Origin of the sequence: Sphaerisporangium rufum (genome assembly GCF_016863395.1) — a bacterium.
GTDB lineage: Bacteria > Actinomycetota > Actinomycetes > Streptosporangiales > Streptosporangiaceae > Sphaerisporangium > Sphaerisporangium rufum.
In genome coordinates this window covers 63,537-86,678 of record NZ_BOOU01000031.1, presented here as the reverse complement: position 1 = coordinate 86,678, position 23,142 = coordinate 63,537, and the positions used below count along the sequence as shown (strand labels likewise).

Annotated in this window: 21 protein-coding genes; 12 read left to right on the top strand and 9 right to left on the bottom strand. The window is 71.2% G+C overall.

What is annotated here, in order from left to right; genetic code table 11:
- Nucleotides 1-106: 106 nt before the first annotated feature.
- Together Sru01_RS36455 and Sru01_RS10225 are read right to left on the bottom strand one after the other, a co-directional pair.
- Nucleotides 107-484, bottom strand: coding sequence for a DUF397 domain-containing protein (locus tag Sru01_RS36455; RefSeq protein ID WP_307812002.1), 378 nt, complete (start codon nt 482-484; stop codon nt 107-109).
- A gap of 34 nt (nt 485-518) precedes the next feature.
- Complete coding sequence (locus Sru01_RS10225) at nt 519-1,382, bottom strand: helix-turn-helix domain-containing protein (RefSeq protein ID WP_203983774.1); 864 nt, start codon at nt 1,380-1,382, stop codon at nt 519-521.
- A 209-nt stretch (nt 1,383-1,591) separates the two neighbouring features.
- On the opposite strand from Sru01_RS10225, the gene Sru01_RS10220 reads away from it, so the two are divergent.
- Complete coding sequence (locus Sru01_RS10220) at nt 1,592-2,119, top strand: ATP-binding protein (RefSeq protein WP_203983773.1); 528 nt, start codon at nt 1,592-1,594, stop codon at nt 2,117-2,119.
- A gap of 77 nt (nt 2,120-2,196) precedes the next feature.
- Here Sru01_RS10220 and Sru01_RS10215 read toward each other — a convergent pair whose 3' ends face one another.
- The 3 genes from Sru01_RS10215 to Sru01_RS10205 form a co-directional block, all read right to left on the bottom strand.
- Entirely contained in the window at nt 2,197-2,949 is a 753-nt protein-coding gene (locus Sru01_RS10215) for an rRNA methyltransferase (protein WP_203983772.1), read from the bottom strand.
- Between the two features lie 156 nt (nt 2,950-3,105).
- Nucleotides 3,106-4,707 carry a BNR repeat-containing protein gene (locus Sru01_RS10210; protein WP_239137228.1) on the bottom strand — a complete coding sequence of 534 codons (1,602 nt, stop codon included), beginning with the start codon at nt 4,705-4,707 and terminating at the stop codon, nt 3,106-3,108.
- Between the two features lie 246 nt (nt 4,708-4,953).
- Nucleotides 4,954-5,139: a hypothetical protein gene (locus tag Sru01_RS10205; protein ID WP_203983771.1), complete on the bottom strand. Its 186-nt coding sequence runs from the start codon at nt 5,137-5,139 to the stop codon at nt 4,954-4,956.
- A 79-nt stretch (nt 5,140-5,218) separates the two neighbouring features.
- On the opposite strand from Sru01_RS10205, the gene Sru01_RS10200 reads away from it, so the two are divergent.
- From Sru01_RS10200 to Sru01_RS10190, 3 genes are all read left to right on the top strand, one after another.
- Complete coding sequence (locus tag Sru01_RS10200) at nt 5,219-5,494, top strand: hypothetical protein (RefSeq protein ID WP_203983770.1); 276 nt, start codon at nt 5,219-5,221, stop codon at nt 5,492-5,494.
- A gap of 106 nt (nt 5,495-5,600) precedes the next feature.
- Complete coding sequence (locus Sru01_RS10195; protein WP_203983769.1) at nt 5,601-5,951, top strand: SRPBCC family protein; 351 nt, start codon at nt 5,601-5,603, stop codon at nt 5,949-5,951.
- Nucleotides 5,952-6,204: 253 nt separating this feature from the next.
- Nucleotides 6,205-7,689 carry a DUF1593 domain-containing protein gene (locus Sru01_RS10190; protein WP_203983767.1) on the top strand — a complete coding sequence of 495 codons (1,485 nt, stop codon included), beginning with the start codon at nt 6,205-6,207 and terminating at the stop codon, nt 7,687-7,689.
- Between the two features lie 202 nt (nt 7,690-7,891).
- Here Sru01_RS10190 and Sru01_RS10185 read toward each other — a convergent pair whose 3' ends face one another.
- The 3 genes from Sru01_RS10185 to Sru01_RS10175 form a co-directional block, all read right to left on the bottom strand.
- Nucleotides 7,892-9,361: a SulP family inorganic anion transporter gene (locus tag Sru01_RS10185; protein ID WP_239137226.1), complete on the bottom strand. Its 1,470-nt coding sequence runs from the start codon at nt 9,359-9,361 to the stop codon at nt 7,892-7,894.
- Between the two features lie 71 nt (nt 9,362-9,432).
- Nucleotides 9,433-10,038, bottom strand: a complete 606-nt coding sequence (locus tag Sru01_RS10180) for a carbonic anhydrase (protein WP_203983765.1) — start codon at nt 10,036-10,038, stop codon at nt 9,433-9,435.
- 132 nt (nt 10,039-10,170) lie between these two features.
- Nucleotides 10,171-10,554, bottom strand: a complete 384-nt coding sequence (locus tag Sru01_RS10175) for a hypothetical protein (RefSeq protein ID WP_203983763.1) — start codon at nt 10,552-10,554, stop codon at nt 10,171-10,173.
- Nucleotides 10,555-11,531: 977 nt separating this feature from the next.
- On the opposite strand from Sru01_RS10175, the gene Sru01_RS10170 reads away from it, so the two are divergent.
- The 3 genes from Sru01_RS10170 to Sru01_RS10160 all read left to right on the top strand — a co-directional run bounded on the left by Sru01_RS10170 (nt 11,532) and on the right by Sru01_RS10160 (nt 15,627).
- Nucleotides 11,532-12,095: a dihydrofolate reductase family protein gene (locus tag Sru01_RS10170; protein WP_203983761.1), complete on the top strand. Its 564-nt coding sequence runs from the start codon at nt 11,532-11,534 to the stop codon at nt 12,093-12,095.
- Between the two features lie 507 nt (nt 12,096-12,602).
- On the top strand, nt 12,603-14,054 hold the full coding sequence (locus Sru01_RS10165; RefSeq protein ID WP_203983759.1) for an RICIN domain-containing protein: 1,452 nt from the start codon (nt 12,603-12,605) through the stop codon (nt 14,052-14,054).
- A gap of 370 nt (nt 14,055-14,424) precedes the next feature.
- Nucleotides 14,425-15,627: a substrate-binding domain-containing protein gene (locus Sru01_RS10160; RefSeq protein WP_203983757.1), complete on the top strand. Its 1,203-nt coding sequence runs from the start codon at nt 14,425-14,427 to the stop codon at nt 15,625-15,627.
- Here the strand turns inward: Sru01_RS10160 and Sru01_RS10155 are convergent.
- On the bottom strand, nt 15,587-17,545 hold the full coding sequence (locus Sru01_RS10155) for a DUF2264 domain-containing protein (protein ID WP_203983755.1): 1,959 nt from the start codon (nt 17,543-17,545) through the stop codon (nt 15,587-15,589). The genes Sru01_RS10160 and Sru01_RS10155 overlap by 41 nt on opposite strands.
- Before the next feature lie 189 nt (nt 17,546-17,734).
- Between Sru01_RS10155 and Sru01_RS10150 the strand changes: the two genes are divergently transcribed.
- Genes Sru01_RS10150 through Sru01_RS10130 form a run of 5 tightly spaced genes read left to right on the top strand, consistent with a single transcriptional unit; the run spans nt 17,735 to nt 22,645 of the window.
- Nucleotides 17,735-18,751: a hydroxyacid dehydrogenase gene (locus tag Sru01_RS10150; protein WP_239137225.1), complete on the top strand. Its 1,017-nt coding sequence runs from the start codon at nt 17,735-17,737 to the stop codon at nt 18,749-18,751.
- Between the two features lie 25 nt (nt 18,752-18,776).
- Complete coding sequence (locus Sru01_RS10145) at nt 18,777-20,072, top strand: ABC transporter substrate-binding protein (protein WP_203983753.1); 1,296 nt, start codon at nt 18,777-18,779, stop codon at nt 20,070-20,072.
- 58 nt (nt 20,073-20,130) lie between these two features.
- Nucleotides 20,131-21,051: a carbohydrate ABC transporter permease gene (locus tag Sru01_RS10140; protein ID WP_203983751.1), complete on the top strand. Its 921-nt coding sequence runs from the start codon at nt 20,131-20,133 to the stop codon at nt 21,049-21,051.
- Complete coding sequence (locus Sru01_RS10135; RefSeq protein ID WP_203983749.1) at nt 21,048-21,947, top strand: carbohydrate ABC transporter permease; 900 nt, start codon at nt 21,048-21,050, stop codon at nt 21,945-21,947. The genes Sru01_RS10140 and Sru01_RS10135 overlap by 4 nt, the downstream gene beginning before the upstream one ends.
- On the top strand, nt 21,944-22,645 hold the full coding sequence (locus tag Sru01_RS10130) for a hypothetical protein (protein ID WP_203983747.1): 702 nt from the start codon (nt 21,944-21,946) through the stop codon (nt 22,643-22,645). Before Sru01_RS10135 ends, Sru01_RS10130 begins: the two co-directional genes overlap by 4 nt.
- The last annotated feature ends 497 nt before the right edge of the window (nt 22,646-23,142 follow it).

Here is a 23,142-nt window from a genome sequence, read left to right as displayed (position 1 = left end):
GTGACCGCCAGCCGGTCGGGGGCAGGTTCGGGCGGAGCCGGACACATAGGTTGTCGGCGCGGCAGCGCAAGGTGCGGCGCCGCCGCTCGGGCGAGGTGATCAGGAGTTACCTCAGGTCGTCGAAGTCGCCGTCCTTGACGCCGCCGACAAAGGCAGCCCATTCGGATGGCGTGAATGCGAGAATCGGACCTTCCGGATCCTTCGAGTCGCGAAACAGGAACAATCGATCGGCATCCGCCTTATGCGCGACGCCCGCCTCTGTCGGATCGGCGACGGCGACCTCGACGCAGTTCGAGCCATTGCCGCTGCGACGGCTCTTCCGCCACGTGACACGGGACAGGTTCATGGACGACCTCCTGACTTCTTCGGCATCCGCCTTCTGCCGGACGCGCGCCTTGCTGGGGTCGGCGACGGCGACCTCGACGCAGTCCGAGCCGGTGCCACTGCGACGACTCTTCCGCCACATGACGTGGAACCGGTCCATGGGCGCCCCTCTGCCTTCTACTCGCAGGACTGCTTCACCGGGTCTGCTCGACTAGTCGCGCGATGAGCGACCTTGACGCCTCGGGGTCGAGCGCCATCGCGCGGAGGTGATCGAAAGCGAGCGAATACCGATATATTTCGGCGTCGCGCTCTACATACAGATTACTTGTCATGCTTTCGATATACACCACGTCCGGCTCGTAGGCCTCCCGGAATTCGAGGAGTGCGAAAGTCCCGGCCGTCGTCGGGTGCGCGCCCTTGTCGAAGGGCAGCACCTGGATGGTGATGTTGTCGCGCTCGGCGAACTCCAGCAGCCTCGCGTACTGCTTGCGCATTATCGCCTCGGAGCCGACCCGCCGGGTGAGCGCGGCCTCGTCCAGGACCGTCCAGAACCGCAGCGGGTTCTCGTCCCGGAGCAGCAGCCGCTGCCGGGTCATCCGCACGTCGACCCGCCGCTCGATCTCGGCCGGGCTGGACATGCCCATCAGCGCGGCCCGGATGACCTCGCGGGCGTACTCGTCGGCCTGCAGCAGCCCGTGCACGACCATGCCGTCGTAGCTGCGGATGAACGCCGCGTCGGCTTCGAGCTCGATGTAGGCCGCGTAGTCGCTGGGCAGCGAGTCGGTGTAGGCGTCCCACCAGCCGCGGGTGCGCGCGTTCCGGGCCAGCGCGTGCAGCGCGGCCCGCCGATCGTCGGCCAGCTCGTACAGGTCGAGCATGCGGGTGAGGTCCGGCGCGATCAGCCCGACGCGGGCCGTCTCGATCCGGGACAGCTTCGCCGCCGACCAGCCCAGCTGCTCGGCGGCCTCCTCCAGGGTCAGCTCTTTGCGGTCGCGCAGCCTGCGCAGCTCGCCGGCCAGCCGCCTGCGCCGCACCGTAGGTCCACGTCCAGTCGTCACGGAAACCTCCCGCTTGGTTACGCACAGTGTGCCATCGCGACAGAGACCGTACCGGCGGAATGCCAAAGAAGCATCTCCAGGAAAATTTGCAGTTTCGCTTGCCGACCAGGGCCGGAATCAGTGACCATCGGACGCACATTCACGGTGAGTGATTGATCGATCACATGAAGTCCGCAGATGGCGATCAGGCCGGCGAAAGGGGTCCAAAGATGCATACGGGCGACCAAGGACAGCGGGCCGAGGCACCGGCCGCGTTCCTGCCGCCGCCGGGCGGGTGGCTGACGCCCGAGCTGCGGATCGACGCCGGCCGCACCGGCCCGGCCGGCCGCCCGCCGCAGGACATCCGGCTGCTCGGGCAGATCGACCTGCCCGGTGAACCGGCGTCGGCGGCCAAGGCGCGCGGCTACCTGCGGGTGGTGCTGGCCGGCCTCGGTCACCCCCGGGCCGACGACGCGGTGCTGCTGGTCAGCGAGCTGGTCGCCAACTCGGCCCGGCACTCCGACTCCCGGCTGCCCGGCGGCAAGGTGACGGTGGCCGTCGCCCAGCACGGCGGCACGCTGCACATCGACGTCATCGACGCCGGATCGGCCACCAGCGTCCCCTGGGTGCGTACCGACACCGACGCGGAGAGCTGCACCGGCCGCGGCCTGTGGCTGGTCCAGGCGCTCGCCTCCGCCTGGGGCTGGGTGGAGTGCGACGCCGGCCGAGTGGTCTGGTTCCAGTGCGCAGGCGGCTGACGGGCGGCGGCGACATCGACGGGCCGGTAACGGTGTCTGGAGACAGACCGATCAGGTACTGGGGCCCGGCGCCTGCCTCAAGGGGACCCTGACAGCGTAGGGCGAAGCGCGTTCTGGAACAGGGCCACGGTCCGGGTGCCGATCTTGAAAGTGGTGCGCGGGCGCAGCCCGTCGTCCAGCGGGATCGTCCGGCCCCGGGCCGCCACGGCGATGACGGTGTCCTCGGCGAGTGTCGACGCCAGCGTGCGTACCATGCCGGAGATCCCGGTCTTCGCGCCCGGCCCGCGCCAGGAGGTCTGCTCGCCGTAGGGCACATCCGTGATCACGATGTCCGGCCGGGCGCCGCCGAGCATCTCCAGTACGTCCGGGTCGAACACGTCGGCGTGGCGCACCGCAGTGGGGACGTCGCCCCCGTCGGCCGACAGCCTGCGCCTGAGGCGTCCGGCCGCCTGGGCCGCCGCGGCGTACGACGGCTTGCCCCACCGTTCGGCCAGTCCGTCGAGATGATCGGCTCGGGCCGTCAGGCCGGTCCGGCTCAACAGGCCGAGGTTCTGTTCCGCCAACCGCAGCGCCTCCGGAGCGATGTCCGAGGCCAGTACCGCCTTGATCTGGCGCCGGTGTAGCAACGCGATGACCGTCACCAGGTAGCCGCTGCCGCAGCAGGGGTCCCAGACCGTCACCGGCTCCTTGCCGCGCAGTTCGAGAGCGCGCTGGAACACCTCGCTGGCCAGCCTGACCGGGAAGGCGGGGAACCCGGCGGCGGAGTGGAGCACCGCACCACTGGCGAGGTCCTGGTGGTTCTCCCGTACGGTCGCGTGACGGTAGGTCATGCTCGCGGCTCGCCTCCGAAATCATGGGTCACTGTGGTGGGCGGTCTCCTACAGTGCCATGTGTCCGGCAGCGCGCAGGTCGGCGGCGGCAACGTGGCCGGCGGATCTGGATCGGTGGTAGCGCGAACATGAACCGCCGGCCGAGAAGGGCGGCCGTCAGCCGAGCCGCAGGTCCAGGACCCGGATGGCGGACGGCGTATTGCCCGACGACTTCTGCTGGTACAGCACCGACAGCACCCCGTCGGCGGTGAGCCGCTCGTAGTCGACCAGCACCTCGCCGAACGCGTTCAGCCCGCTGCCGTCGAAGAGCACCCGCCAGTCGGTCCAGCCGGTCGCCTTGCTCGCCGCGACCACCCGGCCGTAGGGCATGACGACGTAGGCGTCGCCGGACGCGCCGAACACGATGCGGGAGCGGCCGACCGCCTGCAAGGGCACCGGGATCTCCACCTTGTGCCAGCCCGAACCGTCCTGGTAGAGGTGGAAGGCCCGGCCGTTGGCCGTGCGTCCGGCGGCGTAGTTCGCCACGCACTGGCCGAACCGGCCCGGGACGTAGCTGATGATCGCGTGCGGGTACCCGGCGGAGTCGACGGCCTGGCTCTCCTGGTTCATCAGCGCGTGATCGGCGTTGAGCGGGTCGACGACCAGGCCCGGCGACGACACCGACACCGGCGTCCCGCCGGTCGTGCCGACCTGCCGGCCGGCGCCGTCGCGCCAGGTGCGGCCGCGGTCGTCGCTGTAGATGTATCCGGTGTCGTGGTTGGCCAGGCCGCCGGAGGCGCACATGACCGCGCCGTTGCCCTCGCGCCAGGTGAAGGTGGCGTGCAGCCGGCCGTTCGGCCCGTAGGTCAGGCCGTGCACGTACATGCTGCGCGTGGTGCTGGTGGCGCCGTGCTGGCTCCACGAACCCGTGTTGGAGGAGAACCTGCCGAGCCTGCGCCAGGTCGAGCCGTCGTACTCCGCCAGCTCCATCGTGCCGTTGCCCGCGCCGCCGGTGCGGTAGGCGAACTGGAGCCTGCCCTCCGGGGTGGGGACGAACTGCGGGTAGCTGATATCGCCGAGGTTCACCCCGTCCAGCGTGCGCTGTACGGCGCCGAACCGGGCGGCGGTCCAGCTCCGCGACCCGGGGTCGGTGGCCAGGCCGGCCTCCGACTTCAGGTAGTAGATCTGCGTGTTGTGCACGTCCATGCCGACGTGGATCCGCCCGTCGGACGGCGAGACGCCGAGGGAGATGACGTTGTGGGAGTCGTTGGTGCTGAGCGTGTGCGGCAGCCGCAGCGTCTGCCACGGGCCGCCCGGCAACGCGCGGCGGGCGACGACGACGGTCCGGTCGGCCGTGTACCACGCCGCGTACTGGTACCCGGCGTAGCTGATGATGCCGCTGCGCTGGAACGACCCGTTGTTGACCAGGCCGTCGTAGGAGACGAAGTACAGCGCGGACGCATCGAGGAGAGTGTCGCCGATCCTGGTCAGGGCCGGTCCGCTCGCGGCGGAGGCCGGTGACGCGACCGCCACGCCCGCCAGGACGAGCGCCGCCGCGAGGAGACGGGCGGCGCGGACCGACCCGCTGAGGCCCGGGCGGAGGACAGGGATGAGTGGCATGCGCAGCAGCCTTTCGAGGAGCCGGTCGACGGGCCCGGCACGCACCGCGTAGGCCGGCCCGAACACGAACATCGCCGCGCCGCCGCTCTCCAGGCCGATCGGGAGGTTCTGCGGCATGAGCACCTTCCGGAACGGCCGGTCGTCTGTGATCGATCGCACGGTAGGAATCGCCCTCCGCACCGTCAAGGACGCCGACGCGCCGGGACGTCTCGCCGGCGTGGCCGGCCGGCCCCGCGGGCCGGAGCCGGCCCGTGCAGAGGCGGCCGGTGCCTGGGCACATGACGGCGGAACCGGATGACACGCGGCCGGCGGGGCGTCCGGCCTCATTGGACGGGCGGTGAAATTTTCAGCCTTTCCGGGTCCAGGATCAGCACGCGTGCCGCCGGCGCGGGCGCGGCGGGCCGGTCAGCCGGTCAGCAGCCGGGCGAGGATCCGGGTCCCGGCGCGGATCGCGGATTCGCCGACGTTGCCGAAGCCGACGACCAACGCGGGGTCGTGCGGGCGGGCGGGACGCCGGTCCGGGGTGGCCGCCGGCACGCGGTAGCGGCCGAGCCCGTAAACCCGGACGCCGCGCGCCGCGGCGCCCGCCACCACGGCCTCCTCCGCCAGCGCGCGCGGCAGGGGCAGCAGCGCGTGGCAGCCGGCGTCCAGCCCGCCGCACCTGGGGCGCGTGCCGGGCGAACTCCGCCTCCAGGGCGCGCCGGCGGGTGGCGTAGACGTCGCGCATCTTGCGGATGTGCCGGTCGAACCGGCCGGATTCGATCATCACCGCGAGAGCGAGCTGGTCCAGCGCCGGTATGCCGCGACCGGCCAGCAGCTTCTCCCGGGTGAGCGGCCCGAGCAGCGGTGGCGGCGCGAGCAGCCAGCCGATCCGCAGGCCGGGCGCCAGGGTCTTGCTCACCGAGCCGAGCGCCACGACCCGGCCGGGCGCCAGGCCCTGCAATGACCCCACCGGCCGGCGGTCGTAGCGGAACTCGGCGTCGTAGTCGTCCTCCAGGACGAACCCGTCGGTCTCCTCCGCCCAGCCGATCAGGTCGTGGCGGCGGCGGGCGGTGTTCCGGTTCTTCGTCGAGCCGGACGCGTTCGCCCGGTGGTTCGTCGTCCCGGGCTTCCGCACCCCTGCCGGCACCGTTCGGGTGGACGCCCGACCCGGCGGCGGAGTGTCGGCCACCATGGTCTCCGACGACGGCGCCACCCGGCTGCCCTTCACCGTCGGCTTCGGCGAGCTGGACCCTCCCCGGCGGATCGTGTTCCACCCGGGCGATGGCGAGCGGGTCATCGTCACCCTGACCCCGTCCGCCGGGGGGACCGAGCTGGTCTACGCCTACGACGGCCCGGCGGCCGGCGCCGGCGACATCGCCGCGGTCGAGGCGATGCTGGATCGGATCGCCGCGAACCTGTGAGCCCGGCCATTCGGCCACGTCCCCGCGTGCCGCCGGCAGGCATGCGGGCGCCCGCGCGCCGGGGATGCCAGGGCGGGGTTGACGCCTTCTCTTCGGGACCGGATACTGCCAGGGACCCACATCTCTATTCCTTACCGAATAGGGATTTAGAAAAGGAGACGCCGTGTCCCCTCCCGGCCCATCCGCTTCCCGGCACCGGTACCGCGTGCGCGTGTTGACCTGCGGCGTCCTTGCCCTGCACGGTGTCATCACGATGACCAGCACACCGCCCGCCGCGGCCGAACCCGCCCGGTCCTCCCAGCACGCGAACCGGCCGCGCACGGTCGTCACCACCGACATGGAGAGCGACGACCTCGCCTCGCTCATCCGGTACCTGCTCTACACCAACGAGCTCGACACCCAGGGCATCGTCTACACCAGCAGCAGGTACCACTGGGCCGGGGACGGCAAGGGCACCCGGTTCTTCCTGCCCGGCCGGGAGTACCAGACGCCGCAGACGTCGTGGCGGTGGACCGGGACGCGCACCATCCAGGACCAGGTGCTGCGCGCGTACGCCGAGGTGTACCCCAACCTGCGCCGCCACGACCCGCGCTATCCCGCGCCCGGCGCGCTGCTGGCCACGGTCAAGGTCGGCAACATCGCGTTCGAGGGCGAGATGGCCACCGACACCGAAGGTTCCGACCTGATCCGCGACCTGCTGCTGGATGACGACCCCCGGCCGGTGTACCTGCAGGCCTGGGGCGGCACCGGCACCATCGCCCGCGCCCTGAAGTCCATCGAGGACCGGTTCGCCGGCACCGGGCGCTGGCCCCGGATCAAGGCCGCGGTCTCCGCCAAGGCGGTCATCCTGGCCAGCGGCTTCCAGGACGAGACCTATGCCGAGTACATAGCCCCGTCCTGGCCGGACGTCCGGGTGCAGAACCTGGAGGGCGGCTACGCCACCTGGGGCTTCAACTGCGAGTGGGGACAGGGCAACGTCCGGGGGCTGCCCGCCGACCGTGTCTACTTCAGCGGTGCGTGGACCAGGGAGAACATCCAGATCGGCCCGCTCGGCTCGCTGTACCGGTCCTGGCTGGACGGGCAGGCGATGCCGGGCGACCCGCTCGACATCTTCGGCGACGCCGAACGCGCGCCGAGCGGCTGGTGCAAGCCGCTGGACCCGTACGACTTCCTGTCCGAGGGCGACAACGTCGCCTTCAACCCGCTGCTGGACACCGGGATCCAGGCCCCGGACGATCCGGCGCTCGGCGGCTGGGGCGGCCGCTCGATCCGGCGGAGCACCACCCCGAACCTGTGGACCCTGGCACCGGCGGAGCAGGACGGCACCGGTGCCGAAGTGCAGAACTACACGACCCTGCGGTGGGCCGGGGCCGCGCAGAACGACTTCGCCGCCCGGATGCGCTGGACGCTGACCCCCGACTACCGCGCCGCCGACCACCCGCCCACCGTCCGGATCGACGGTGGCGGCACGGTCCGGGCCCGCCCCGGCTCGGTCGTCACGCTCACCGGCCGGGCCACCGACCCCGATCACGACCGCGTGACGCTGCGCTGGTGGCAGTACCGGGAGGAGGGCACCTACCCCGGCCGGGTCACGATCGCCGACCACGGCCACGGCCGGGCCTCGGTCACCGTCCCGGACGACGCGGCGGGGCAGAGCGTCTCGATCATCCTGCAGGGCACCGACGACGGCGAGTTCCCTCTCACCCGCTACGCGCGCGTGCTCATCCAGGTGATCTGACCGGCCGGTCGCCGCGGCCGGGAGACCATCCCGCCCCTTTCCCCGCACCCGTGAAGATCGAGGCGAGGGAGCGGTGACCGGTGCTTCACCGGCCCTGGACCCGCGCCGGCGGGTCCAGGGCCGGTCTCGTCGCCCGCGCCCCGGGCCCGGACCGGTGACGGCCGGGGACGGGGCACGACGCCGCAGCGGTGGCCGATCCCGCTCAGGCGTGGATGAGACGGACCGGTACGGCGCTCTCGCTGTTGTGCCGTTCGGTCCACGCGGTGAGCGCGGTACGGCAGGCGTGATCGAGATGCCGCAGTCCGGCGAGGTTCAGCTCGATCGGACGGTCCGTCGGCAGGGCCTCCAGCGTGTCGAGCATCTTCGGCAACCGCAGGAAGGTCGCGTTTCCGGTGAGGACGACCAGCACCGGGCCCTCGCCGCGGTCGTCGACCTCGACCTGGATGTGCGAGGTCTCCCAGGCGCATTTGATCACGGCGAGCGCCAGGCCGATCAGCACGCCCTCGAACATGCTGACGGCCACGATCGACAGCGCGGTGACCGCGACGATCAGCGCCTCCCCCCGGCTCGCCCGCCACAGCGGGACCAGCGTGCGGATCGGCAGCAGTTTGAACCCCGCGTGGATCAGCACCCCGGCGAGCGCCGCGACCGGCATCAGGCCGAGCACGGCGGGCAGCAGCGCGGCGAACAGTAGCAGCCACATGCCGTGCACCACCCGCGACATCTTGGTCTTCGCGCCGGCGTGCACGTTCGCGGCGCTGCGCATGATGACCCCCGTCATGGGGAGCGCGCCGAGCATCCCGCACAGGACGTTGCCCACGCCCTGCGCGAGGAGTTCCTTGTTGAAGTCGGTGCGCGGCCCGTCGTGCATCCGGTCCACCGCCGCCGCGCAGAACAGCGTCTCCGCCGAGGCGATGAGGGCGAACGCGGCAATGGTGGCCAGCACACCGGCGTCGCCCAGCAGCCCGAGCTGCGCCGGGCCGGGCGGCTGAATCGCCGCCGCCAGACCCTCCACCTGGATCCTGGCCACCGGCAGGCCGAGCAGCGCGGTGAGGCCCGAGGCGAGGGCGACGGCCGCCAGCGCGCCGGGGACGACGCGCACCCGGGCCGGCAGCCTGGACCACAGTGCGATCACCGCGATGGTGCCGGCGCCCAGCGCGAAGGCCGTCGCCGCCGGAGCCGATCCGGCCAGCACGCCGGCGAGACCGGGCAGTCCGAAGATCTTGCCGAGGCCGCTCGCCGGGGGCGGGGCGCCGGCCATGGCGTAAAGCTGGCCGGCGATGATGACCAGGCCGATTCCGGCGAGCATGCCCTCCACCACGGCGACGGAGATGGCCCGGAACCAGCGTCCGAGCCGGACGGCGCCGAGCAGGAGTTGCAGCAGCCCGGCGCCGAGCACGATGACTCCGAGCGCGCGCAGCCCGTAGGTGCCGACGGCCTCGGCCACCAGGACGGTGAGGCCGGCGGCGGGCCCGGACACCTGCATGCTGCTGCCGGGGAGCATGCCGACGACCAGGCCGCCGACGATGCCGGTGATCAGGCCCAGTTCGGCCGGCACGCCGGAGGCGACGGCCACGCCCACGCACAGTGGCAGGGCGACGAGGAAGACCACCATCGAGGCGGTCAGGTCGGTGCGCAGGGCACGGCGGAGCGTTGAGTTGACGACGGACAACGGAGGTCCTTCCACGACAGGGGAATGGCGGCTTGCCGGATCGGATACGGCGCGAGGCCGCCACCGGGCGGTCACAGCGGGTCGAAGGCGCCCGTGTCGGGCCGGTGGGCGAACACCCGGCCCGTGTCGATCGTGTAGAACCAGGCGTGCAGGCGCAGCCGCCCTTCGGCGAGGCGCCGGGCGACACAGGGATAGGTCGTCAGGTGCCCCAGCTGGGTCAGCAGATGGCGCCTGGCCACCGCCTCGTGGTCGGGGTCCGGTAACAGGTCGTGCTCGGCCGGCGAGTCGGGAGCGTGACCGGCCCGGGTGATCCAGCGCTCCACCAGTGGCATGTCCCGGACGCTCCGCCGGTTGATCAGGGCCCGCACGGCACCACAGTGGGAATGCCCGCAGACCACGATCTCGGGCACCTGCAGTGCCTCGACGGCGAACTCGAGCGTCCCGGCCACAGCGCAGGCGGCCGGCCAGCCGTACCGGGGCACGATGTTGCCGGCGGTGCGCAGCTCGAAGATCTCTCCGGGACGCGCGCCGGTGAACAGCGCCGGCACCACCCGGGAGTCGGAGCAGGAGATGAACAACGCCTGCGGCCGCTGGCCGTGCGCCAGTTCGGCGAACTCGTCCCGCCTGTCCTCGATCTGCTGCGGGAACATGCGGGCATGGTCGATGAGAGCTTTCATGATGACCTCGTGATCTTCCAGACGACCGGGACTCGGCATGCGGCGTCCGGGTCCCGCGGCCCGCGCCCGGCCCGGCGGACCGGACCCACCGGGCGAACGACGGTTCGGCGGTACACCCGAACGCGCCGCCGATCAGCAGCGGAAGACCTGGAGGGAGGCAGGCGTCAGACGCCACCTCTCACCGGCGGGGAATCTGTCACCCATGGTGAAAGGAGCCGGCCCGGTGGCGAGGACCGGAAGAACGGCGAGCCGGCGAGGCTGCCGGCGGGGCGGGTGGGCGGAGGTGTGCCGGTGGCCGAGGGCCTGGAGCACGACCTGGTCGGCCGGGTCACCGTCGGGCGGGTCCCCGTGGTCGTCCGGCCGGTCGGGTGGGGTCTCCGGGCCCCCGGCCGGGACCTGGGACGAGGTGACGATCGGCGCCTCTGCCGCGGCCGGATCGGCCCCCTGCTCGGCGAGCATGACGACCAGGACGATCACCGACAGCAGGAAGGTGACCAGAACCGCCACTCTGCGCACCGGGCGCCTCCTCGCGTAGCACGAATTCCACTGGAAATCACGTAATCCGAGCAGGCGTACCGAGTTCGCGGACAATGGAACTCAACGGGCCTGTCGTTCATCGCCCGGCCTGCCGAAAATCGCGGCCGGATCGGAAGAAGCATCTGCTTCTTCCCTTTCCCATGGATCTGTTCGCGCTGCCGGACCGACCTCGATGTCAGCCGGACTTCACCCACGCATTCCCATGAACCGCCAGGTGATAGCGGCCGCTCATCATGATACGAACGGGACGGTAGAACCTTCTGATCTCCTGCTAGGCCATCGGCCGCGCATCCATCGACGGAGCGCCGTTCTCGCACTGCCGGAACCGAGCTTCACCAGGGCGTACCGTGCAGAGCCGGCATCGGGCCTCATGCGGCCTACTCCTTTCCCGTCGACACCACGGCAGATGCGTACACCGCTTTTCCCTCACTGAACGTTCCGCGGCGAGCCCGCGTCGATCGACGGGTGAACCGCCCGTTCGCCGCGATTGATGTCGCCTTGACGCCCGGTCGAGAACGGGGTTCACCCGCTCCTGCGCGATCGACCGTCATCATCACATGAAATCGAACTTACCTCAAGCCACATTCACCAATGAATATATATACTCTAGCGTGATATGAATGGGCCGGCCCTCCAATCAATCATGCAGGCCCCCAGACCATGTGGACTCAGGACGAACCCACAGGACAGGCACCGGCCGCCGGACCTCCGACCGGAATGCCGGCTCGGCCGCCGCCGACCCCGGCGGCGGTGGCCGGCAGAGTGGAGCGCGCCAGGCCGTGCAACTTTCAGCCGCCGGACCGCGCGCCGGGCACCGATGAGTTTCCGGTGGCGATCAGGTCTGTCTCACCGGCGGCGGGCCGCCGGCGATGCGACCGGCCGGCCGGTACGGCCCAAGATCGGCGCGTTCCCTGGTGAACCCGGCCGTGGACCACCTCGAACAAGGAGTTCTGACCATGCGGACGATGATCGCGACGGCGTTCAACCTGTCGATCGACGGCCTGCTCGCCGACGAGGACACCGATTTCTGGAAGTTCTGCTTCGACGTGCCGGAGAACAAGGTCCCCGACGACCCGGCGCACCTGGACTTCCTGCGGAGCGCGCACGCGCACGTCATGGGGCGCACCGCCTACGAAGGCATGTCCAGGGCCATGACGACGTCCACCGGCCATCCCTTCGCCGCCATCTTGAACCCGGCCCGCAAGGTCGTCTTCTCCCGGACGATGCGGACGGCCGGGTGGGCGGGCACCACCATCGCCGCCGGCGACACGGGTGAGGAGATCGACCGGCTGCGGCGCGGCGGCGACGGCCACATCGTGGTCTGGGGCGGCGTCCGGCTGTGGCGGTCACTGATGCGGCTCGACCTGATCGACGAGTGGCGTCTGAGCCTGTTCTCCTACGTCGCGGGCGAGGGCACCCGGCTGTTCGACGACGTCCCGCCGTCCTACCGGCTCGACCTGGTGTCCAGCACCGCCGTCGGCGGCGAGCTGCTGGAGCTGCGCTACCGCCGCCCCCGCTGACCTGCACCCGCCCGACCTGGGGGCCGATCCGCGAGATGCACCGCGCGTGGTCCGCGAGCCGGAGGTAGCGTGTGACACCCACCGGCGACCCGTGCTCTTCAGCGGAACACATTCTGTGACCAGTTACATGGGATCTCTCACGGCTCCGCGCGTGTCAAGTGAGCCGGCCGGCAAAGGGCGAGGGCGACTCGCGCGCGCCCTCCGTAGGCTTGAATCTTTCACGCGCCGGGTCCATGCCGATCCCGGAAGGTGCTGGTGGGCCGCTGCGGGCGGAGCACCCGGGACTCCGGCACTTGACGCCCCGATGCTCCTCTTCAATCGTTTCAGTCCATCGAGGCGAAGCACCCGTCGGGCCGCCGAACCGCGATCCGGCCCCGGCGATGCCGGCGATGAAGGGCAGGCCGCTCCCCGGACGGCTCGTCGTAGTGCGGGTACACCGGCGGACGCGGGCGCCGACCGCGTCGGGCGGCCGTGCACGACGGTATCGACAGGTTGACGGGAGAGACGATGACCCCCGCTGTTCCCATCGTGCGCGTTCGCCGGGCGATCGCCGCGCTGATCCTGCTCGCCGCCGCGATCGCCGCTCCCGCCGGGACGGCGCACGCGGCAGCGGTGACCGTGACCAACGGCACCCAGTTCCTCGACACCGGCGGGGCCGTGGTGCACGCTCATGGCGGCGGCGTCCTGAAGGTGGGGGACTATTACTACTGGTTCGGGGAGAACCGCAATCCGGACAACACCTTCCGGGCGGTGTCGGTCTACCGGTCGACCGACCTCAGCCGCTGGGAGTTCCGCCGGGACGTGCTGACCCGCTCGTCGGCGGCCGAGCTCAACGTGGCCAACATCGAGCGGCCGAAGGTCATCTACAACGCCGCCACCGGCAGATACGTCATGTGGATGCACAAGGAGAACGGGTCCGACTACGGCCAGGCCCGCGCCGCGGTCGCCTCCTCGGCGACCGTGGACGGCGACTACACCTACCACGGCAGCTTCCGCCCGCTCGGCCAGTACATGTCGCGGGACATCACCCTCTACAACGACAACGGCACCGCCTACATGATCTCCGCGGCCGACGAGAACCGCGACCTGCTCATCTACCGCCTCACCTCCGACTACCTGAACGTCAGCACGCTGGTGGGCAACTTCTGGAACGACGCCGTTCGCGAGGCTCCGGCCATGTTCAAACGGGGGAACACCTACTTCCTGCTGACCTCGGCGGCGACCGGCTGGAACCCCAACCAGGCGCGGTACGCGACCGCGCCGAGCATCTCCGGACCCTGGACCGGCTGGACCAACGTGGGCGACGGCACCACCTTCAACTCCCAGCCGGCGTACGTGCTGCCCGTGCAGGGCTCGTCGACGACCAGCTACCTGTACCTGGGCGACCGCTGGGCCGGCGCCTGGGGCGGGCGGGTGAACGACTCCCAGTACGTCTGGCTGCCGATCACCTTCCCGTCCGAGACCAGCATGAGCCTGACCTGGTACCCGCAGATCACCATCGACACCGCCACCGGCGTCGTCGCCGGCGCCGGGTCCACCTCCCCCTACCATCGGATCACCGCCCGGCACAGCGGCAAGGTGATCGACGTGGTCAACGCCTCGACGGCGAACAACGCCGAGGTGAAGCAGTATCCGTGGAACGGCGGCGGCAACCAGAAGTGGCAGTTCCAGGACGCCGGCGGCGGCTACTACCGGCTGGTGAGCCAGAACAGCGGCAAGTGCCTGGACGTGGCGAACGGGTCCACCGCCGACGGGGCGAACATCATCCAGTACACCTGCGGCGGCGGCGCCAACCAGCAGTGGCAGTGGGTCGCGACCGGCGGCTACTACCAGCTCAGGGCCCGGCACAGCGGCAAGTGCCTGGACGTCGTCGACGCCTCCACCGCCGACGGCGCCGACATCACCCAGTACACCTGCAACGGCGGCACCAACCAGCAGTGGACCCGCACCGAATCATGAGGTACCGGGCCCGGCCGATGCGCGGCCGGGCCCACGACGGCGATGTCGGGAGGTGAACACCGGCACTCGCGCCAGGACCGCAGCCTGCCCCGGTCCGGCCCCCGATCACCCGAACCGGCACGCCGGCCGTCCGGTCTCATCGCCTCCTCGGCTCCTCGGCTCCCGTCGTGCCGGGGGCGGCCCTCAGCCGGATCATCGCCGGCATCGGCCTGACGGCACGATTCCGGCCGATGCCGGCGCACCGCCTGGTCGTGGTCGCGGCCATCTGATCGATCGACCACGGTCATAGGTGCGTCTTCAGCGCCGCCCGTGGTCGTCGCATCACCTTCGATCAACTTCGATCGCTAAACTGGGGCCGGCGAGGAGGGCGATGACTGGAACCAGCACCGGCTCCGGCGACGGACCTATGACGGTGTCCGACCCGGCCGCACCGCTTCCGGACGAGCGACGGGCCCAGGCCGTCGAGTTGCTCCGGCGGCGCGGCGTGCTGCGGGTGAGCGAGCTGGCCGCCGAGCTGGACGTCTCGGCCATCACCGTCCGCCGCGACATCGCCCTGCTCGCCTCCCAGGGGCTCATCCGCCGCGTCCGCGGCGGAGCCGCCCCCCTCGCCCGCCCGGCCCCGGCGGAACCGCCGATCGGCCAGGCCGCGCCGCAGCCGGTGCCGCAGGCCCTGCCGCAAACGGTGCCGCAGAATGTGCCGGGCACCGCCCACCACCCCGGGTCCCGGCTCACGATCGGCATGGTGGTCCCGTCGCTGGACTACTACTGGCCCGACGTGATCCGCGGGGTGCGCGAGGCCGCGGCCGCCGCCGGCACGCGCGTCGTCCTGCGGGGGGCGACCTACCAGGCCGCCGACGAACGGCGTCAGCTCTCCTGGCTCGTCGACTCCATGGGAGTCGACGGCCTGCTGGTCGCGCCGACCACCACCGGACAGGATGGGGAGGCGCTGGTGCGCTGGCTCCAGCACGCCGAGGTGCCGGTGGTCCTGGTGGAGCGGGCCGCCGCCGTCGGGCCCTACCAGGAGGCGATGGAGTCGGTGGTCAGCGACCACGTGTTCGGGGCCGCCATGGCGGTGCGGCACCTGGCCGCGCTGGGCCACCGGCGGATCGGCGTGGTCACCACCATGGCGAGCCCGACCAGTCCGCACGTGCGGCGCGGGTGGCGGCGCGCCTGCGAGGAGCTCGGCCTGCCGGCGGACGGCGTGCTGGACGCCGACACGGTCGACCGTAGAGATCGCGAGTGGTCCCGGGTGCTGGACGGCCTGCTCGACGAGTGCGTCGCGTCCCGGACGACCGCGCTGCTCGTCCACTCCGACCCCGAGGCCATCTCCCTGGTGGAACGCGTGCAGGAGCGCGGCGTCCGGGTACCCGCGGATCTCGCCGTCGTCACCTACGACGACGAGGTGGCGGAGCTCTGCGACCCGCCGCTGACCGCGGTGCGTCCGCCCAAGGCGGCCATCGGGCGGGCGGCCTTCGCGCTCCTGGCGGACCGCATCGCCGATCGGGACGCGCACCGCCCCGTGCATCGGGTGGTCATCGAACCTCGCCTGATCGTCCGGTCGTCCTCGTCATGAACCGGGGTTCCAGCTCGTCGGTGCTCCCGTCCGGCCAGCCGACGACGGTGGCCGGGCCGTTCCGGTGGACGGCCGGCGGCTCGCCCGGTTCGCGGCCGCCGAGGTAGACCGCGGCGTGGTACCAGGTGCCGGCCCGGGCCGGTCCGGTCGTGGCGCACCACGGGACGAGGACCCGGGAGGCGAGCGGCGAGGCGTCCTCGGCGGACACCAGGCCGCACAGCTCCAGTCCCGCTCCGCCGGCCACCAGCGAGTGCCCGGTGTCGTGCGACACCGTCGCCGTCGCCGTCGCCTCGCGGACCTCTCCGGTACCCGGCAGCGGCCAGCCGCCGACGCGGAGCGAGCCCGGCCCGTCCCCCGCGTCGCCGACCTGGATCAGGCGCACCTCCCAGGCGCCGCGCACGATCGAGACCGTGTGCAGCCACGGGCCGAGACGCACCCGCCCGCCGCGTCCGTATCCATGGTCGGGGGCGTGGCCGTCGGGGGTGACCCAGTGAGCCTGCCATCGGGACGCGCCGACCAGCGCCCCCGAGGGCAGGCGGCCGATGACCAGGGTCTCGAATCCGGTGCGATGGCTGGGCTCGCCGTCGGCCGCGAGGATCACGACCGACTGGTCCACCGGCCGGGTCGCGTGCTCCCCGGCGAGGATGGGCGAGGTGGCCGTCGAGTATCCGAGGCGGGCGTACAGCGGGGAGTCGGTCAGCCGGGACCCGGGGCGGGAGTGGTCGGTGCCGTGGTTGATCACCCGCACCATGCCGTCTCCGCGCGTCCCGCTGACGAGCCACCCGGGCGCGGCGACGGCAAGGTGGAAATCGCGGGACTCGACCGGCAGCGGCTCCTCCGTCGCCGTCCACACCGGGTGATCCGCGGGAAGGGACAGTCCGAGGAAGCCCTTGGCCGCCCAGTACGGCGACCCGGGTCCGGAGTAGGACTGGGCGATCGGCCGCCACGCCCGGTGCCAGCCCAGCGTCAGCAGGCCGTCCTCGTCGGGTGCCCCGTGGTCGGCGAAGTGCCGGGCGATGCCGGAGGCGGCGCGGCGCAGCAGGCCGGGCGCGGGCGTCGCGACGCCCGAGCGCGCGCCCAGCCAGAACTGGGCCGCCGCGGCGAAGCGGTAGGTGAGGCTGCGGCCCTGGATGAGGGGCGAGCCGTCGGCGCCCACCAGGTGGACGGCGTCGTGGAGGTAGCGTTCGAGCCGGCGCAGGTAGCCGGGCCGCCGCGCGTCCGCGTCCGGGTCTCCGGCGGCCATCTCGGTCCAGATGAGCGGGTAGAAGTGCAGGGCCCATCCGACGTAGTGGTCGTAGGCGCGGTCCGCGCCGTCGGCGTACCAGCCGTTCTCCCGGGCGAAGCCGTCCGTCAGGGCCAGCCCCGCCTCGATGTCCGCACGTTCGAAGGGGCCGCCGACGGAGGCGAGGAACTGCTCGACCACGATCTGGAACCAGATCCAGTTGATCGGCGGATAGGTCGCGCCGATCGCCGGCGCGAGGTACTCGACGACCCGCTCCCGCACCCGCGGGCCGAGCCGGTCCCACAACCACGGCCGGGTGAGGTGCAGGACCAACGCGATCGACGCGGCCTCGACCTTGGCCTGGTCGTGCTCGTCCAGCCGCACCCAGCGCTCCGGCGACGCGGGGTCGGTGCCCGCGGCCAGGCCCTCGGCGTACCACTCCATGAGGTTCAGCGGGTCGCGCCCGTGCTCCCCCGCCACCCGGAAGCCCGCGGCGAGGAACGTCCGCGCGAAGCCCTCCAGCCCGTCGACGTCCGTGCCGTACCCGCCGGGAGCTCCGGGCAATGTGATGCGGGCGTGCGACGCCGACGCGTGCGGGCGCACCGCCAGCAGCAGCCGATCGGCGAGGGCCGCCCAGTGCGCCCTGGTCCACCCGGTGAACGGTGACAGCCGCAGGTCATCGAATTCGCCCGGCATCCCGCACGTCCCTTCGGATGGGCGGTGCCGGCCGGCACCGCCGTCCACCATGGCAGGTTCAGGTGATCAGGTGGCCACTGATCAATGCTGAGCATATTGAGCGAAAACTTCGATTAATACGTTATTGACCTGATTGAAATGATCAGGGATGATCGGCGGACCGGTAAGCGCTTTCCCTAAGGATCGTGCGTGACGAACGAACATCCGCCCCACGCCCTGCTGGTCATGGACCCCGCGAAGTTCGCCGTGCAGTTCCAGGAGCCGCAGCTGCGCCGGCTGCGCGGCCTGGTCGAGCTCGGCGAGCCACTGGTGACCGGCGACCTCGACGCGCCGCACGTGCGACGCCGGCTGCGCGAGGTCGAGGTGCTCGTCACCTCCTGGGGCTGCCCGCCGCTGACGGCCGAGCGGCTGGCGGACGCGCCCCGGCTCCGGGCGATCTTCCACTGCGCGGGCACGGTGCGCGGCTTCGTCACCGACGAGATCTGGCGCCGCGGGATCCTGGTCACCAACGCCGCCGACGAGAACGCCGTCCCGGTCGCCGAGTTCACCCTCGCCGCGATCATCTTCGCCGGGAAGAAGGCCCCGTTCCTGGCCCAGGACGCGCGCAGGCACCGGCAGAACTGGTCGTACGCGGCGCGCCGCGGCGAGCTGTCCAACCGCGGGCGGACGATCGGCGTGGTCGGCTTCTCCCGGGTGGGACGCCGGGTGGTCGACCGGCTGCGTGGCCTGGAGGTGGAGATCCTCGTCGCCGACCCGTACGCGGACCCGGCCGGAGTGAGCGACGCGGGCGCCCGCCTGGTGCCGCTGCCCGAGTTGCTGCCGCGCTCCGATGTGCTGACGCTGCACGTGCCCGCGCTTCCGGCCACCCGCCACCTCATCGGGGCGGCCGAGCTGGCGCTGCTGCCGGACGGGGCCACCGTGATCAACACCGCGCGCGGCGCGGTCCTGGACACCGCCGCGCTGGAGCGCGAGTGCGCCCGGGGCCGGCTGGACGCGATCCTCGACGTGACCGACCCCGAGCCGCTCCCGGCCACCTCGCCGCTGTACGACCTGCCCAATGTCATGATCACCCCGCATGTCGCCGGCTCCCTCGGCTCGGAGACCAGGCGGATGAGCGAGAGCGCCCTCGACGAGCTCGAGCGCTATCTGTCCGGTCGGCCGCCGCGCGCGGCCGTGACCGCCGACGAGTTCAAGGTCAGCGCCTGACGGGCGCCGGAAAGGAGACCGGACGATGATCGCTTCGAAGGCGGGAAAGCGCCGCCGCTTCGTCAGGTGCACCGGAGTGGCGGCCGCGCTCGCGCTGGCGGTGACCGCGTGCGGCGGTGGCGGCGGTTCCGGCGAGCAGGCGAGCGGCGGGAAGACCACCCTGACCGTCACGGTGTGGAACCTCGCCAAGACCCCCGAGTTCACCGCGCTGTTCGACGCCTTCCAGCGCGCGAACCCCGACATCACGATCAAGCCGGTGGACATCCTCGCCGACGACTATCCCGAGAAGGTCACGACCATGCTCGCGGGCGGTGACCGGACCGACGTCATCACGATGAAGAACGTCACGGACTACTCCCGCTACTCCAGCCGCGGGCAGCTGGTGGACATCACCGACCTCGCCACCTCGGCGGACGGCGCCAAGCTGGCCGGGCTTCCCGCCTTCAACGTGCAGGGCAAGTACTACGCGCTGCCCTACCGGCAGGACTTCTGGCTGCTGTACTACAACAAGAAGTACTTCGAGCAGGCGGGCGTGAAGATGACCGACCACCTGACCTGGGACGAGTACGCGAAGCTCGCCCGGACCCTCACCAAGGAGAAGGGCGGCAAGAAGGTCTACGGCGCCTACCACCACACCTGGCGGTCGGTGGTGCAGGCCATCGCCGCCGCGCAGACCGGCGGCGACCAGCTCGGCGGCGACTACTCGTTCTTCCGCGACCAGTACCAGCTGGCGCTCGGGCTGCAGAAGGACGGCGCGACCCTCGACTTCGGCACGGCCAAGGCACAGAAGTCCGACTACAAGACGATGTTCGAGAGCGGTGCCACCGCGATGCTGCCGATGGGCACCTGGTACATCGCCGGAATCCTGTCGGCGAAGGAGAAGGGCGCCACCGACGTCGACTGGGCCCTGGCACCGATGCCGCAACGGCCGGGAGCCACCGGCGCGACCACGTTCGGCTCGCCGACCGCCTTCGCGGTGAACAGGCGGACCGAGCACGCGGACGCGGCCAAGAAGTTCGTGAGGTTCGCCGCCGGCCCGGCCGGCGCGGAGGCGATCGGCAAGGTGGGCGTCGTGCCGGCGCTGCAGAGCCCCGAGATCACCAAGGCGTACTTCTCCCTCAAGGGGATGCCGGCCGACGAGATCTCCAAGAAGGCCTTCCAGCCCGGCAAGGTGGTGCTGGAGATGCCGGTCAGCGAGCACACCTCCGACATCGACACGATCCTCAACGAGGAGCACGAGCTCATCATGGTCGGCGACAAGTCGATCGACGAGGGCATCGGCTCGATGGGGGACCGCGTCAAGAGCGAAGTGCTCGACTAGCGGAGCCGGCAGGCGCCGGCCGCGCCGGCGGCGGAGCGGGAAGACACCAAGGACGGCCATGGCTCAAGTGATAACGCAACCGGCGCCGGAGACTCCGCCGCGAAAGCGGCGCGCCTGGCGCGGCGTCCTGGTCGGATGGAGCTTCATCCTCCCGAACTTCCTCGGCTTCGCGTTGTTCACCCTGGTCCCGATGCTCGCGGCGTTCGCGCTGGCGTTCGTCGACTGGGACTCCTACCGCACCCCGGAGTGGGTGGGCCTGGACAACTTCCAGCGGCTGCTGCGGGACGAGACCTTCTTCGTCGCGCTGCGCAACACCCTCTACTACGCGGCCGGCCACATCCCGCTCACGCTGGCCGCGGCGCTCGGCCTGGCGCTCGCCCTGAACCGCCGGCTGCGCGGGGTGGGGTTCTTCCGCACCGCGGCCTTCTTCCCGTACATCACCTCGCTGGTCGCGGTGGCCGTCGTGTGGAACATGCTGTTCAACCCGACGGCCGGACCGGTCAACCAGATCCTCCAGGCGCTCGGCGTCGACGACCCGCCCCGGTGGGCCGCCAGTACGGACTGGGCGATGCCCGCCGTGATCATCACCAGCGTGTGGCGGGACATGGGGTACTACATGGTGCTGTTCCTCGCCGGCCTGCAGGCGATCCCGAAGGAGTACCACGAGGCCGCCCGGGTGGACGGCGCGAACGCCTGGCATCGCTTCCGGCGGATAACCTTGCCGTGCCTGCGCCCCACGACGTTCTTCGTCGTGGTCATGCTGACGATCCAGAGCTTCAAGGTGCTCGACCTGATCGTGGTCATGACCGACGGTGGTCCGGGCCGCAGCACCCTGGTCCTGGCCCAGCTCGTCTACCGGGAGGGCATCACCGAGGGACGGTTCGGTTACTCCTCGGCCATCGCCCTGGTGCTCTTCGTCATCGTGCTCACCGTGACCGTCGTCCAGTTCCGCCTCAACGAACGCAGGAGCGACCGATGACCGCACTGCCCGACGCTCCGGCGGTCGTCGCCCCGCCCTCGCCGCCCGGCCGGCCAGCAGGCCCCCGCTCTCGACGGCCACGCCCGCTCAGGACGGCACTGGCGTACGCGTCCCTCCTCGCCGTCGCCCTGCTCGTGCTGGTGCCCTTCGGGTGGATGGTGTCGTCCTCCCTCAAGCGGGACAACCAGGTCCTCACCGTGCCCATCGAGTGGATCCCCCGGGAGTTCCGCTGGTCGAACTTCGTCGAGATCTGGGACCGGATCCCGATGCTCACCTACCTGGGCAACTCGGCCTTCCTGTCGGCCGCCATCACCGTCCTGCAGGTGCTGACCGGCAGCTTCGCCGCCTACGGGTTCGCCAAGGTGCGCTTTCCCGGCCGGGACGCGTTGTTCCTGGCCTATATCGCCACCATCGCGGTGCCCTGGCAGGCGTACATGGTGCCGCAGTACATCATGATGCAGCGCGCGGAGCTCACCGACACGTACTGGTCGATCATCCTGCTGCAGGCGTTCGGCGCGTTCGGCGTGTTCCTCATGCGGCAGTACTACCTGTCGATCCCCGACGACCTGTGCGAGGCCGCCCGGATCGACGGCCTGAGCGAGTACGGCATCTACCGGCGCATCATGCTGCCGCTGTCGAAACCGGCGCTGGCCAGCCTCGCCATGCTCACGTTCGTGAACACCTGGAACGACTACATGGGGCCGTTCATCTACCTGACGAGCAACGATCTGTGGACCGTCCAGCTCGGCCTGCGCTCGTTCGTCGGCCAGTACGACGCCGAGTACGCGATGATCATGACGGGCGCGGTGCTGTCGGTACTGCCGATCCTGGTCGTCTTCTTGTTCGGGCAGCGGTATTTCATCCGCGGCATCGCGACGAGCGGGCTCAAGGGATGAGCGCCCGCGGCGACCGGCGAACACCGCGCCTGCTCAGACCGGCCCGGCAGGAGACCTACGAGCTGCTGTTCGCCACCGTCTACGCCGGGCTCATGACCAACGTCCTGCTCGCGCTGACGTGCGCGCCGCTGCTCGCCGCGCTCGCGATCGTGGGCGACGCCTCGTGGCCCTTCCTCGCCGTGCTCTCGCTGCCGTGCGGGCCGGCCCTGGCGGGTGCGTTCGGGGGCTTCGCCGCGCTCGGGGACGGGTCGGCGGACGTGGCGCGCTCGTTCTGGCGCGGCTACCGGCGTGCGGCACCGCGGGCGCTGCTGCTGTGGTCGGGTGGCGCGGCGGCCGTGGGCGTGCTCGCCGTGGACGTCGCCGCCGTCGCGCCCACCGCGTGGGGACCGGCGCTGGTTCCGTTCTTCCTCGTGATGTCGGCACTGGTCGTGACGGTGGTGTTCGCGCTCCTGGTGCTGGTGGCCGGCGCGGCGGAGCCGGTGCGGCTGCGCCCTCTCATCCTCCCCTGCCTCTATCTGGTCGTCCGGCGCTGGTACCTGCCGGCGTTCGGCCTCGCCGTGCTCGGCCTCGCCGTGGCCGCCGTCCTGCTGAAGCCGGTGGCGGGCATCTTTCTGACGGCCTCCCCCCTGCTGTACGTCGCCTGGGCCACCACCCGGTTCGCTCTCGCCCCGCTACTCCCCCCGCACCCGGCACGCTGACCGGCCGGATGGTCATCCCGCGCCGCCAGAGTTCGAATATCGGGACCAATGCCAGAATATCGGAACCGACGCATCGGCGAGAAAAACTCACGTGCCGCCGAATCGGCCGGGACGGACCGGACGTCTCCTCATCCCAATCGTCATCCCTGGATAACCATGGCCGGAATCTGTCAATCCCGCCGGCGACAGAGGCCTTGCGTATCTCCCGCAATCAATGATTAGGTCGGTCACATGACAGGCGTGCGGACCGATATGACAGGCGAAATCAATGTGAGTTGACCGCGGTCCGCCCGCGACGGCACCGTTCGCGGCCCGAGCGCCGGCGAGACCTCGCCCCGGACCTCCCGACCGCTCGACAAGGGCGTGAGCAGGGGACATTACATCCCCCGCGCCGTCTCACGCCGGTATCGATCGATGTTCCATCCATCACTGGACCGTTCCCACCGCGCCAGGGCGGCCCGGCCATCACCTCACCTCGCGCTTCCGCCGGCCGAGGG